Genomic DNA, 13,596 nt, shown 5'->3' with positions numbered 1-13,596 from the left:
ATGCCCTCCTTATTGGATCACTGCTCCTGTTTCAAAGTCAACTAGATAGTACTGGTTTCCTGACTTAACTTCCCAAATCGGCTTGTCCTGATAGCGACCAAAAGTGACTTTGTCAATGTCACTAGCACCTTTTTCCCTCGAAATCGTCGCTGCCTTGTCTTGAGAAATCCCTTTATCAAGCTGATAAACATAAATCTTGTGGTCATTTTTTTCAATCAGTACGGCAATGGCCTCTTGCTTTTTATTATGTCCTAAAATGCTGTAATAACCTTCTAGTCCATTATAGAAATCAACCTGATCTGCCTTTTCCAATTCTGCATACTGCTTGGCTAGTTTTTCTCCCTCAACTCTAGCATCTTGATAGGGTTTCATGCTGAGTGATATCAGATAAAGGAAGGAAGTGGTCATGACTAGTACTACCAGAGCAATGCCGATTCCATACTGTAAAAGTAGCTTGTTTTTTGCTTTTTTCTGTCTTAGTTTCACTCGTCTATTTTACCATCTCTCCTTCTTTATTACAAGTGAAGACAGGAACATTCTAAGATTCTTTTCCTATAAAATGTAAGTTCTTGTTTTTCTCTCTCATTATTGATAAAATAACCTTATGAAACAATATTTGAAAAAGAAAATTTCCGATAATCAACTAGACTTAAAAACAGCTATCGTCCTCAATAAAGCCCTACGAACCTTTAAACCATATGAAGCCAAAGCCGCTAAAGAACACGGGCTAACACCCACTCAATTTTCAGTTTTGGAAACCCTCTATAGCAAGGGGGAACTACGCATTCAGGATTTGATTGAAAAAATGTTGGCCACTTCTGGAAACATGACTGTTGTCATTCGAAATATGGTTCGAGATGGGTGGATTTCTAGAACTTGCGACTCCAAGGATCGTCGCTCTTTTTTCCTGAAATTAACACCTGCAGGACGCAGAAAAATCGAAGAGGTTCTTCCTGACCATATCGATTCGATCGTAGAAGCACTCAGCATCTTGGAAGATGGCGAAAAGGAAGATTTAATCCGCATTTTAAAAAAATTTAAAAATTTGTGAGCAAAATTATTGCTAATTAGTATCATTTGTTGTAACATAGATGGTAACAAAAGGGCTCGCTCTTTGAATTTTAAACTAAAGGAGACACATCATGTCTAAAAAAGTACTATTTATCGTCGGTTCACTTCGCCAAGGTTCTTTCAACCACCAAATGGCCCTCGAAGCTGAAAAAGCACTTGCTGGAAAAGCAGAAGTTAGCTATCTTGATTACTCAGCTGTTCCTCTCTTCAGCCAAGATTTGGAAGTTCCAACTCATCCAGCTGTAGCTGCTGCTCGTGAAGCAGTCCTTGCTGCGGATGCTATCTGGATCTTCTCTCCAGTCTACAACTTCTCTATCCCTGGAACAGTGAAAAACTTGCTTGACTGGCTCTCTCGCGCCATTGACTTGTCTGATACACGTGGTGCTTCTGCCCTCCAAGACAAGTTTGTTACTGTCTCATCTGTAGCCAATGCTGGTCACGATCAACTCTTTGCTATTTATAAAGACCTCTTGCCATTTATCCGTACACAAGTCGTTGGTGATTTTACAGCTGCTCGTGTCAATGACTCTGCTTGGACAGATGGAAAATTGGTGTTAGAAGAAGCAACTGCTTCATCACTTGCAAAACAAGCGGACGACATTCTTGCAGCCATCAACTAATACAGCAAAAACCAGCTCGAATGAGCTGGTTTTATGCTTGTTTCACAAAGACGAGTTCTAAGTCACTGGATAAATCAGGTTGGTAGTCAAAACCTGCAAAACTGAGCTGGCGAGCTTGTTCGACTGTTTGGACTTGCCCCTCTATCAAGGCGGTCAAAAAGGCGCCACGGGCTTTTTTTGAAATAGTTGAGTGGATTTTCAACTGACTTGCCTTATCCTCCATAAATTTGAAGGTCACCATCTTTTCTCTAATTTCCTTAGAAAATACGGTTTCAAACTCTGATGATAGGAGTGAGAATATCAAGTTCTCATCTTGTAGGACCTCATCGTAGGCTGACTTCCAATGACTCTTTAAAGTCTTACCAGCTACTTTTAACTTCATCAGAAAGTCCAAACGGTGAGGAGCCATGGGCGACAAGGCGGGGACAACACCGTATAAAGCCGAGGTAATTAGGACATGATTTTCAAGATAGGTTTGTTCAGCTTCGGTTAACCCATTTCGTTTGATGTGACGATACATGAGACCATCGAAAAGTTTCAAGGCTGGATAATGTTTAGCCCTGTGATCTTTTAAAGCTTGAATATGGCCGTACTCTTCTTCTGCTTTCTCGACAGATACCTTATAAAAAGTCTCTAATTCACTAGCTGAGTAATGCGCCAGTGATTCAAGGACTGCCTGACTTTCTTCCCTCAAAGGGAGCGCTTCGATACAAGGATGGTCTGTGTTCATTTCTTTTGCTGTTGGGATTATAATTTTCATATTGTTAGTGTAGCATATTTTTCAACCACTACCAAGAATTTCATCTTAAAAACCTCGGTTCATACCGAGGTTTCTCTGTTTATTTTGGCCATCCTAACCAGATAGCCACGAGAACAAGGGCTGTGCCAGCTAAGCTTGTTAAGATAGATAAGAATTTATCTTTTTTCTCCTTGAACTGAGAAAACCTATTTTTATACTCAATGAAAATCAAAGAGCAAACTAGGAAGCTAGCCGCAGGCAGTACTTGAGTACGGCAAGGCGACGCTGACGTAGTTTGAATTTGATTTTTGAAGAGTATTATTGTACTTTAAAGGTCTTGAGATAATTATCTTTTCCAACTTGACCTTCAAAGGATTGGCCATTTTCAAGGTAAGGAAGGTCATCTGATACGGAAGCCTTGACCTTATAAATCTTCCCATCAACTTTAAAGAAGTAGACGGTATCCCCCTTGATGACAGCTGATTTAAGATCTGAAACCACTCCCTTGATGTTTTCTACCGTTTCATTATCCAGGTCGAGGTCATTTTTATTGGCATACTTGCTGAGGAGTTCATCTACCGTAGTTGCTACGATGACATTTTGATACTCCACGGCATCGACCAATGCATACTCCTTGACCAAGCCTGCGTTATCTTTCAAGCCCATGATATAAAGAGGCTTGTCATTGAGATTGACAAGAATAGGGAAGGTAGCCTTGTAGGCCTTCTCTTGCACTGCTCCCTCTGCAGAAGCACGGGCTGATTCTTCGGTTGCTGATGCTAGATTGTACTTGGTGATTTCACCAGTGCGCATATTTTCAAGGATAAATCCTAGATTACTTTCGTCAGCGTTGGCTGAAGTCACCCCAGTGTAGAGATAAATGTCATTTCCGATAGAAAGATAGTTATAGCCTTCTGTCGTTTGGGTAACGTTTTTCTTAGAAATCAAGGCATTCCAGAAGCCGTCTTTATACTTACCGTTGTAGTTGATTTGTTCGATGGTTTCTTCTGCTGGATAGACACGATCCACCCATTCTGGGACTTCATCCAAGCTGTATTCCTTGGTTTCTCCATTGGTGGCGTCTAAGATAATAACAGACGAAGGACGAGGGACTCCTAGACCAAACTGTTTTTGATAAACGGTTGCTACATAGTAAGGATTGCCTTCATCATCCACCTCAAAGGAAGGCGTTTTAAAAATCTTGGTTGGGTACTTGATCCGAAGATGACGTTTGACGTCTCGGTTAAAATACTCAGAGTCTGAATACTTCATTGGCGTTTTTAAATCCACCAATTCCGCATTTCCTGTCACCATATCAACCTTGATATACTCGCCAATTCCCTTGGACTGATTATTAAACCATTTGATCGGGTCGGCATACTCCAAAGGTGTAACCCGATAGGGCTTGCCATCAACCGTCAACTGGGTATAAGTATCTGCTGCTACGTACTGGGAGACCTTATCCGTCAGAGAGCCTAGATAACGGTCTCCAATCTTTTCGGCGGTACTCCGATCTAGGATTGGAACCTTGCTGGTATCACTCTTGGGAAAATCTTTAAAATCTTTTTCTGTGATAGATACCACATTAGCATAATTTTTTGCTTGGAAAAAGCTAGAGGTTACCAGGCTTACCAGACCAGCAAGGGCAAAGATGATACCTGCAGCCAGAAACAATCCTCTACTAAGTTTGGTAAAAAGGAATCCTTCTAGATTGAGATCTTTGGTAGCCTTGCCATGGCGTAGGTGAACAGTTTTGAGGAGATTGGTATCCTTGCGGAAACTAAACAAAATCCCCATCACCACCAAATGCCCACAGAGAAAGAAGATGAATTCCCAACTAGTCAGATTGAAGGGTGGTAAAAAGATATACCAAGTCGTTGCGATAAAAACAAGTTCAAATAGTATGCGTTTCATCTGAATTCCTCCTAAATAATCCGTCCTTCCAAATGATCCAGTTCATGTTGGCATATCTGAGCTGGAAAGCCTGTTAACGTAATGGTCTGTTCCTGCCACTTGCTATCGCGATAGGAAACCGTAATCGTTTCATAACGAGTCGTCGTTCGAACCCCAGTCAAAGACAAACAACCTTCCTCTGTCTCGTAAGGTCCTTTATAGGAAAGGAGAATGGGGTTAAACATAACCATGGGAACTAGACCAAGATTAAAGATAATCACGCGCTTCTGCACACCAATCATATTAGCCGCCAGACCGACACAGGTCTCTCGATTAGCCAGCAGGGTATCCTGCAAATCCTTAGCCAGATAAAGGTCTTCTTGACTTGCAGCTTTCGAGACCTGCGACAAGAATAAGACATCTCGGACAATTCTCTTTTCCATTCTCTTACGCTCCTTACAACTTTACTTTATTATAGCACAAAAGGGGGCAACTTCTAGTCCTTTCCCTCAAATGCAAAAAAAGCCATCCGAAGATGACTTTCTTTTTAAATCGCGTTCTTATCAAGACCAAGTTTACGTTGAACAAACTTGACGATTTCGACGATGATAATCATTGAGAAGCTTCCAGCTAGAACAATGGCCCATTGTGACAAGTTTAGTTTGGTTACGTGGAAGATTCCTTCAAGCGGTTCTACAACGATGGTCGCCATCAGAAGGATGAAGGATACCAAGATGGACCAGTTAAAGGTCTTAGACTTGAATGGGCCAACTGTCAAGATGGATTGGTAAACAGACTTGACATTGTAGGCATGGAATAGTTGAATCAAACCAAGGGTTGCAAAGGCCATAGTAAGGGCATCCGCATGAATGGCATGATTGTCACCCACATGAACTGGGTAAGCAATTGCAAGTCCATAAACACTCATAACAATAGCTGCTTGGAGTACACCTTGATAGATGATAGAACTCAAAACACCACCTGAGAAGAAGCTTGACTTACGTCCACGAGGTTTGTGGGTCATAACACCTGGCTCAGCAGGTTCAACACCAAGAGCGATAGCTGGGAAGGTATCGGTTACCAAGTTGATCCACAAAAGATGAACTGGCTGCAAGACGTCCCAACCAAACAAGGTTGATAAGAAGATAGTTAATACTTCAGCAGTATTGGCAGAAAGTAAGTACTGAATAGTCTTTTGAATGTTTGAGAAGACCTTGCGTCCTTCTTCAACTGCGACGATAATGGTCGCAAAGTTATCATCTGCAAGAATCATGTCAGAAGCCCCCTTAGAAACCTCTGTACCAGTGATTCCCATACCGATACCGATATCGGCTGTTTTCAGAGCTGGCGCATCATTAACACCGTCACCTGTCATAGCAACAACCTTACCTTGTTTTTGCCAAGCCTTGACGATACGAACCTTGTGTTCTGGAGATACACGCGCGTAGACAGAGTATTGACCAACGACTTTTTCAAATTCTTCATCAGAAAGTTCGTTGAGTTCAGCACCAGTCAAGACATGGTCTTCCGAGTCATTTTCATCGATGATTCCCAAACGTTTGGCAATGGCTTCCGCTGTATCTTGGTGGTCACCAGTGATCATGATTGGACGGATTCCCGCTTCCTTAGCGACACGAACAGCTTCTGCTGCTTCGGCACGTTCAGGGTCAATCATTCCAATCAATCCAGTAAAGATCAAGTTGTTTTCAAGCTCTTCAGAAGTCAGGTTTTCTGGAATGCTGTCTACAATCTTATAAGCACCCGCAAGAACACGCAAGGCTTGGTGAGCCATTTCAGAGTTGTTTGTGTGAATTAAGTCATTAACTTTCTCATCAATCGGAGCAACATCTCCAGCCTTATCACGAGCAACACAACGTTTCAAAAGTTGGTCAGGGGCTCCCTTGACTGCTACGAGGAATTTACCATCTGGTAATGGATGAACCGTTGACATGAGTTTACGATCTGAGTCAAATGGTAACTCAGCTACACGAGGATATTGCTCTAAAAATCCTTTAACATCATAGCCCTTGTCCAAGGCATACTGGATGAAGGCTGTTTCCGTTGGATCCCCAATCAGGTTTCCTTCTGCATCAATCTTAGTATCATTAGCCAAAACAACAGAACGAAGAAGAGGCATTTCAAGACCTAGTTCAATATCATCAGCTGAATCATGTAGGACTGCATCATAGAAGACTTTTTCGACTGTCATCTTGTTCATGGTAAGCGTACCAGTCTTATCAGAAGCGATGATCTCAGTTGAACCAAGTGTTTCAACTGCTGGCAACTTACGAACGATAGAGTTTCGTTTTGCCAAAACTTGAGTACCAAGGGCAAGAACGATGGTCACGATAGCAGGAAGTCCTTCTGGGATGGCTGCAACAGCAAGCGCAACAGATGTCATCAACTCACCAAGTGGATTTTTACCTTGAATGAAGACTCCGACTACAAAAGTAACAAGGGCAATGACCAAAATTGCATAGGTCAAGACCTTAGAAAGGTTGTTCAAGTTTTGTTTGAGTGGTGTATCCGTCTCATCCGCATCTTGGAGCATGCCAGCGATATGACCCACTTCCGTGTACATACCTGTATTGACAACAACGCCAAGACCACGACCATAAGTCACATTTGAGTTTTGGAAGGCCATATTGACACGGTCACCAATACCAGCATCTGCAGAGAGCTCGACAGTCAAGTCTTTTTCGACTGGAACAGACTCACCTGTCAAGGCTGCTTCTTCGATTTTAAGAGAATTAGCTTCTAGCAATCGTAGGTCTGCTGGCACCACGTCACCTGCTTCAAGAGCAACGATATCACCTGGTACCAATTCTTTTGAATCAATCTCAGCCATATGCCCATCACGAATAACGCGAGCAGCTGGACTAGACATAGACTTGAGGGCTTCGATGGCTTCTTCTGCTTTTCCTTCTTGGTAAACACCGAAGGCAGCGTTGATGATAACCACGGCAAGGATAATGATGGCATCTGCGATATCTTCCCCACCAGAAGTTACGACTGACAAGATAGCCGCAGCAATTAGGATGATAATCATCAAATCCTTAAATTGCTCAATAAACTTGACTAGGAGAGATTTTTTCTCACCCTCTTCCAGTTCATTGCGTCCATATTCAGCTAGGCGTTGCTGTGCTTCGCTTGACGAAAGACCTTGCTCAGTAGCTTCAACTGATTTCAAGACCTCTTCAGGACTTTGAGTATAAAACGCTTGGCGTTTTTGTTCTTTTGACATGTGTCTCCTCCTTGACATTGTGTGCAAAACAGGTTCTCTTTTAGTTTTATGACAAACAAAAAGAGACCTGTTAATCATAACAAGTCTCGCTGTTTAAGATAGTGCCGGAAAACATACTTTTCAGTATACAATTCGGAATGACGACACTATCACAGGTTTCTGCCAGCTACTCCCTTGAGTAGTACTATTATATCAAAATTTGAACAATTTTCAAGGGTTTAAATCAGATGAAACAAGACTAAATTTGAATTTTCCCTTGAAAACCAGTATAATGGTAGAATACTATATGACTAGAAAGGAAGCCCGATGAACCAATCCATGTCAAATCTCAAATTGGCAGAACGTGGAGCCATTATCAGCATTTCAACCTACCTCCTCTTGTCTGCAGCAAAATTGGCAACTGGTCACCTCCTGCATTCTTCCAGTTTGGTGGCAGATGGTTTCAACAACGTATCCGATATTATTGGAAATGTTGCTCTCTTGATTGGGATTCGGATGGCCCGCCAACCTGCAGACCGTGACCATAGCTTTGGTCACTGGAAGATTGAAGATTTGGCTAGCTTGATTACTTCCATCATCATGTTCTATGTTGGTTTTGATGTACTTCGGGACACCATTCAGAAAATCCTTAGTCGGGAACAAACACCCATTGATCCTCTGGGTGCAACTCTAGGAATCATTTCTGCAGCGATTATGTTTGTGGTCTATCTCTACAATACACGCCTCAGTAAGAAATCCAAATCCAAGGCTCTCAAAGCAGCTGCTAAGGACAATCTTTCCGATGCTGTCACCTCGCTTGGGACTTCCATTGCTATCTTAGCCAGCAGTTTCAATTACCCTATCGTGGATAAATTGGTCGCTATCATCATCACCTTCTTTATCTTAAAAACAGCCTATGATATCTTTATCGAGTCTTCCTTCAGTCTTTCAGATGGTTTTGATGACCGTCTGCTAGAGGACTACCAAAAGGCCATCATGGAGATTCCAAAGATTAGTAAGGTCAAGTCCCAAAGAGGGCGGACCTACGGTAGCAATATCTACCTTGATATCACCCTGGAAATGAATCCTGACCTATCAGTCTATGAAAGTCATGAGATTGCGGACCAGGTCGAGTCCATGCTGGAAGAGCGTTTTGGAGTCTTTGATACCGATGTCCATATCGAGCCAGCTCCCATACCTGAGGACGAGATTTTAGACAATGTCTATAAAAAACTGCTCATGCGTGAGCAATTGATTGACCAAGGAAATCAGCTAGAAGAACTCCTTGCTGAGGACTTTCTCTATATCCGTCAAGATGGAGAGCAGATGGATAAAGAGGCTTATAAGTCTGAAAAAGAACTTAGTGCTGCGATTAAGGACATTCAGATTACCTCCATTAGTCAGAAAACCAAACTCATTTGCTATGAGCTAGATGGTATCGTCCATACCAGTATCTGGCGTCGCCATGAAACTTGGCAAAACATCTTCCATCAGGAAACTAAAAAAGAAGACAAACAATGACCCTATCCAGTGGATAGGGCCTTTTTGATTATTCCACTTTAAGCAAAGACGGACTATGACGGTTTGGAAGATTTGCTTTTCGAAGCTTGTTTTGCCTCTTTTCTTGCTTGACGATTTTGTTCGATACGCCATTCTCTTTCATAGTACTTCATGGCATCATAGACCCTTTCAGGAAGTCCTACATCTAGTAGAAAGATCGGGATAATTAAATCTGCTGACTGATGAAAAGGGAGAATCCTTCTCTTCAACAGAGCTAGAAAGAATTGGGATTTCACATTTTCCTTGTTTTTAAAATAGACTTCAATCCGATAAGAATCCCTATACTTCCCTCGAATCCGAGAGAAGGAAAAGTCCTCTACATCTGCCCAAGCATAGAAATGACTAGGTTTCTTTGGGTTTGATTTGTAGTAAAATCCCTCGACAGTACATTTCAAATATTCCTTATCAGAGCTTAACAGTCTGTATGTCTGATAAACGACTACTCCAGCACAAAAGAGGACAAGCAGTATTAATAACAGACTTATCGTATGAAGTCTGGTTCCCTTTTGCGAGTACGAATGGAGATAAGAGAGAGGCAGCAAGAAGAAAAGCACTGAAGCCAAGCCAAACAAGGCATTCCAAATGATTTTCTTGGGACTACGTTTAATGACTTTTTCTTCCATCATATCAACTCACTTAGGTATTCATAGCGTTCGTATTTTTCAAGGAGTTCTTCGTTTTTCTCGTCTAGCTCTTTTTGAAGAGTCGCTAGTTTACCAAAGTCAGAGCCATTTGCCTGCATTTCTTCTTCAATAGCAGCGATACGATTTTCTAAGGTTTCAATATCCCCTTCAATGCTTGCCCACTCCTGCTTTTCTTGGTAGGTCATGCGTTTCTTGTCTTCACGGACCTTGACTACTTTTTCCTTTTCGGACTTTTGAACTTGATTGGCCATATCAGTTTCAAAGGCTTTTTCATCAAGGTAGTCGGTGTAATGGCCAAAGAAAGGACGAATCTTGCCATTCTCAAAGGCGAGAATCTTGGTCGCTACCTTATCCAAAAAATAACGATCGTGGCTAACTGTCAAGACAGGACCTGCAAAGCCCTGCAAGAAATTTTCCAAGACTGTCAAAGTCGCAATGTCTAGGTCATTTGTCGGCTCGTCCAAAAGAAGAACATTGGGTTTTTCCAAGAGCAATTTGAGAAGGTAGAGACGTTTTTTCTCTCCACCTGACAATTTCTCAATCAAGGTTCCATGGGTTGAACGTGGGAAAAGGAACTGCTCCAGCAACTCAGCGATGGAAGTCGTAGAACCACCACTGGTCTTGACCTCCTCTGCCACTTCCTGCAGATAATTGATAACTCGCTTGCTCTCATCCAATCCTTCAATTTGCTGAGAGAAATAGGCGATGCGAACCGTCTCACCGATGATCACTTGGCCTTTAGTAGGCTCAAGACTTCCTGCAATCAAGTTGAGTAGGGTTGATTTCCCCACACCATTATCTCCAACGATTCCGATACGGTCTTTGGCTTGCACCAAGAGATTAAAATTTTGTAATATCGGCTTATTCTCATAAGCAAAGGAAACATCTTTAAACTCGATGACCTTCTTACCAATACGGCTAGTTTCAAAGTTCATGGTCAAGTCTGTTTCAGCAACGCCACCTGAAATTTCTTTTTTTAAGTCGTGGAAACGATTGATACGAGCCTGCTGCTTGGTCGCACGCGCTTGCGGTTGTCTACGCATCCAAGCCAATTCTTGTTTGTAAAGTTGTTCCTTTTTGTGAAGGAGAGCGGCATCGCGTTCATCCTGTTCCGCCTTTAGGCGAACATAGTCCTGATAATTTCCCTGATACTCGGTCAAACCTGCTCGGTCCAACTCGAAAATCCGCGTTGATAGTGCATCTAGGAAATAACGATCGTGGGTGATAAAGAGAACGGTCTTCTTGGAATTTTTCAAAAAAAGAGTCAGCCACTCAATGGTCGCAATGTCCAGGTGGTTGGTCGGCTCGTCCAGAAGCAAGAGGTCGTGGTTTCCTAGGAGAACTTGCGCCAACTGGACCCGTCTTCTCAGACCGCCTGACAATTCACCAACTGGAGTCGACAAGTCCTGAATACCCAACTTGCTGAGAACCGTCTTGACCTGGCTTTCAATTTCCCAGGCTTGGAGAGAATCCATCTCTGCCATGACCCGTTCCAAACGAGCCTGCTTGTCCTCACTGTAATTGAGCATGATTAACTCATACTCACGAATCAACTGGATTTCCTTGAGGTCGCTGGAGAGAACCGTATCCAAAACTGTCTTGCTATCATCAAAATCAGGATCCTGTGTCAAGTAGCCAATCTTATAGTCATTCTTAGCCGAAAAGGGACTGACATCCCCATCAAAGCCAGAAACACCAGAAAGAACATCTAACAGAGTGGTCTTACCAGTCCCATTGACACCAATTAGACCGATTCTGTCCAAATCATGGATGATAAAGGAAATATCCTTAAAAACGGTCTTGTCACCGACGGATTTGCTTAGTTTTTCAACGATAAAATCACTCATTTTTTCTCCCTCAGGTAAGTATGGATGGCTTGAAGGTCGTTTTCCAACTCTCCATCGACAATGGCAAACTCAATCTCTGTTAAAATCTCTCCCAAGTCTGGTCCTGGCTGGTAACCATATTCCTTAATCAAAATTCCACCATTAATCTGGATTTCTTTCTTATCATGAATGGTCAAACTCTGGTAAGTTTCTGTGATAAGCTGGGGCGCGACCTCTTTTCCTTGGGCCTGACGAAGACTTTCAGCTTGAAGAAGGGCATCCAAGTCAAAGCGGTAACAATCACGCTTGCTCAGCTCACCTTCTTCTCGCAAAGCCAAAATAGTCAGCAAATCCTGTACTTGCTTTGCAAACTGGCGTGAGGTCTTCCAAGATTTCAAAAATGGCTGTGCATCTTTAATCTCCAAAGCCCACAATAGAGCTGCCCAGGCTTGTTCAGAAGACTCAAAGGTGAAATCAGTCTCCAAATCAAACAGTTTGTTGAGCTTGTCCTGGCTCCCTACCATATCTGGAAGATAGTCATAAGCTCGACTCTCAATCATGGAAGACAGACCAACTCGCCAAAAAGGTGCCAGCAAGAGTTTATCAAACTCAACGAAGGTGCGCTCTACAGAAATTTTCTCCAAGAGTGGCGTCAAAGTCTTCATCGCCTCAAAAGTTTCTTGCTCAAGTTCAAAACCAAGACTGGCCTGAAAACGAAAACCACGCATTATGCGCAGAGCATCTTCGTTGAAACGCTCACTTGCCACTCCAACTGCTCGCAAAACTTGGTTTTTCAAATCCTCTAAACCATGAAACAAGTCAATGATTTCACCTGTCTCATCCAAGGCAAAGGCATTAACTGTGAAATCACGGCGCTTGAGGTCTTCTTCTAGCGAACGCACAAAGGAAACCGCGCTGGGTCTGCGATAGTCCACATAGACATCCTCTGTTCGAAAAGTTGTTACCTCATACTCCTCGTCCCCTTCTAAAACTAAGACAGTTCCGTGCTCGATTCCAATATCGGCTGTTCGCGGAAAAATCTGCTTGATCTCCTCTGGATAGGAAGAAGTCGCAATATCCACATCGTGGATGGGGCGATTGAGGAGGGCATCTCTGACGGAGCCACCAACAAAATAGGCTTCAAAGCCTGCTTCTTTAATTTTTTCTAATACTGGTAAAGCCTTCTGAAATTCAGAAGGCATTTGCGTTAATCTCATAATAAGTGTTCTAATCCATAGACAAGCTCATGACGCTTGACAACTTCTTTGATTCCCAAATTGACCCCTGTCATGAAGGAGCTGCGATCATAGGAGTCATGACGGATGGTCAATCCCTCTCCCTGATTGCCAAAGATAACTTCTTGATGAGCTACTAAGCCTGGCAAACGAACTGAGTGGATCCGCATGCCATCAAAATCAGCACCACGGGCACCAGCAATCAATTCTTCCTCATCAGGTGCACCTTGCTGGATAGACTCACGCACTTCCGCCATCAACTCAGCCGTTTTAATGGCTGTTCCACTTGGAGCATCTTTTTTCTTGTCATGATGGAGCTCGATAATCTCCACATTTGGGAAATATCTGGCAGCCTGCGTCGCAAATTGCATAAGCAAGACAGCCCCTAAGGCAAAGTTAGGAGCAATCAAACCACCCAAATCTTGTTCACGGGAAAATGCTTTTAGTTCTGCAATTTCTTCACTAGTGAATCCTGTTGTTCCTACGACAGGAGCAAAGCCATTTTCAAGGGCAAAACGCGTATTTTCGTAAGCAACGGCTGGTGTAGTAAAATCCACCCAGACATCCGCTTCAAAACCAGCCAAGTCAGCCTTATCATTAAAGACAGGAATTCCCTGCCATTCTGACTCAGACTCAAAAGGATCCAAGACTGCGACCAAGTCCAAGTCTGGATCAGCCAAGACCATCTGACAAGCAGCTTGGCCCATCTTTCCCTTAAAACCGGCAATAATTACTCGAATACTCATCTCTACTCCTGACTAAGATACAAAGGACGTTAGCTGCCC

General features: G+C 42.8%; 13 protein-coding genes. 3 read left to right on the top strand and 10 right to left on the bottom strand.

Annotation, left to right across the window (positions count from 1 at the left end):
* Window positions 1–9 precede the first annotated feature (9 nt).
* The gene (locus M1F65_RS00930) at window positions 10–486 is read right to left on the bottom strand and encodes a cell wall elongation regulator TseB-like domain-containing protein (RefSeq protein ID WP_247925298.1); all 477 of its coding nucleotides are present in this window, start codon (window positions 484–486) and stop codon (window positions 10–12) included.
* Window positions 487–604: 118 nt separating this feature from the next.
* Here M1F65_RS00930 and M1F65_RS00925 point away from each other — a divergent pair, with 118 nt between their 5' ends.
* A complete protein-coding gene (locus M1F65_RS00925; RefSeq protein WP_000816325.1) occupies window positions 605–1,051 on the top strand; it encodes a MarR family winged helix-turn-helix transcriptional regulator in 447 nt (148 codons plus the stop codon).
* A gap of 91 nt (window positions 1,052–1,142) precedes the next feature.
* Window positions 1,143–1,691, top strand: coding sequence for an NADPH-dependent FMN reductase (locus tag M1F65_RS00920; RefSeq protein ID WP_247925297.1), 549 nt, complete (start codon window positions 1,143–1,145; stop codon window positions 1,689–1,691).
* Window positions 1,692–1,722: 31 nt separating this feature from the next.
* Here M1F65_RS00920 and yaaA read toward each other — a convergent pair whose 3' ends face one another.
* The 5 genes from yaaA to M1F65_RS00895 form a co-directional block, all read right to left on the bottom strand.
* Window positions 1,723–2,451, bottom strand: coding sequence for a peroxide stress protein YaaA (yaaA, locus tag M1F65_RS00915; protein ID WP_247925296.1), 729 nt, complete (start codon window positions 2,449–2,451; stop codon window positions 1,723–1,725).
* 79 nt (window positions 2,452–2,530) lie between these two features.
* Window positions 2,531–2,662, bottom strand: coding sequence for a DUF3953 domain-containing protein (locus M1F65_RS00910; RefSeq protein ID WP_002874755.1), 132 nt, complete (start codon window positions 2,660–2,662; stop codon window positions 2,531–2,533).
* An 86-nt stretch (window positions 2,663–2,748) separates the two neighbouring features.
* The gene (locus M1F65_RS00905) at window positions 2,749–4,344 is read right to left on the bottom strand and encodes a hypothetical protein (protein ID WP_084944182.1); all 1,596 of its coding nucleotides are present in this window, start codon (window positions 4,342–4,344) and stop codon (window positions 2,749–2,751) included.
* Between the two features lie 11 nt (window positions 4,345–4,355).
* Complete coding sequence (locus M1F65_RS00900; protein ID WP_000415395.1) at window positions 4,356–4,766, bottom strand: peptide deformylase; 411 nt, start codon at window positions 4,764–4,766, stop codon at window positions 4,356–4,358.
* A 104-nt stretch (window positions 4,767–4,870) separates the two neighbouring features.
* The gene (locus M1F65_RS00895; protein WP_247925295.1) at window positions 4,871–7,567 is read right to left on the bottom strand and encodes a cation-translocating P-type ATPase; all 2,697 of its coding nucleotides are present in this window, start codon (window positions 7,565–7,567) and stop codon (window positions 4,871–4,873) included.
* 306 nt (window positions 7,568–7,873) lie between these two features.
* Between M1F65_RS00895 and mntE the strand changes: the two genes are divergently transcribed.
* Window positions 7,874–9,067, top strand: coding sequence for a CDF family manganese efflux transporter MntE (gene mntE / locus M1F65_RS00890; RefSeq protein WP_001076587.1), 1,194 nt, complete (start codon window positions 7,874–7,876; stop codon window positions 9,065–9,067).
* A 53-nt stretch (window positions 9,068–9,120) separates the two neighbouring features.
* Here the strand turns inward: mntE and M1F65_RS00885 are convergent, their stop codons facing one another.
* Genes M1F65_RS00885 through dapB form a run of 4 tightly spaced genes read right to left on the bottom strand, consistent with a single transcriptional unit; the run spans window position 9,121 to window position 13,557 of the window.
* The gene (locus M1F65_RS00885) at window positions 9,121–9,732 is read right to left on the bottom strand and encodes a hypothetical protein (protein ID WP_180833385.1); all 612 of its coding nucleotides are present in this window, start codon (window positions 9,730–9,732) and stop codon (window positions 9,121–9,123) included.
* On the bottom strand, window positions 9,729–11,597 hold the full coding sequence (locus tag M1F65_RS00880; RefSeq protein WP_180833386.1) for an ABC-F family ATP-binding cassette domain-containing protein: 1,869 nt from the start codon (window positions 11,595–11,597) through the stop codon (window positions 9,729–9,731). The genes M1F65_RS00885 and M1F65_RS00880 overlap by 4 nt, the downstream gene beginning before the upstream one ends.
* Complete coding sequence (locus tag M1F65_RS00875; RefSeq protein ID WP_247925294.1) at window positions 11,594–12,793, bottom strand: CCA tRNA nucleotidyltransferase; 1,200 nt, start codon at window positions 12,791–12,793, stop codon at window positions 11,594–11,596. The genes M1F65_RS00880 and M1F65_RS00875 overlap by 4 nt, the downstream gene beginning before the upstream one ends.
* Window positions 12,790–13,557 carry a 4-hydroxy-tetrahydrodipicolinate reductase gene (gene dapB / locus M1F65_RS00870; RefSeq protein WP_200729942.1) on the bottom strand — a complete coding sequence of 256 codons (768 nt, stop codon included), beginning with the start codon at window positions 13,555–13,557 and terminating at the stop codon, window positions 12,790–12,792. Before dapB ends, M1F65_RS00875 begins: the two co-directional genes overlap by 4 nt.
* Window positions 13,558–13,596: the final 39 nt, after the last annotated feature.

Origin of the sequence: Streptococcus oralis, from assembly GCF_023109195.1 — a bacterium.
Classification (GTDB): Bacteria; Bacillota; Bacilli; order Lactobacillales; family Streptococcaceae; genus Streptococcus; species Streptococcus oralis_BV.
Note: the sequence above shows the minus strand (reverse complement) of the source record. Positions and strands in the feature narration are given on the sequence as shown.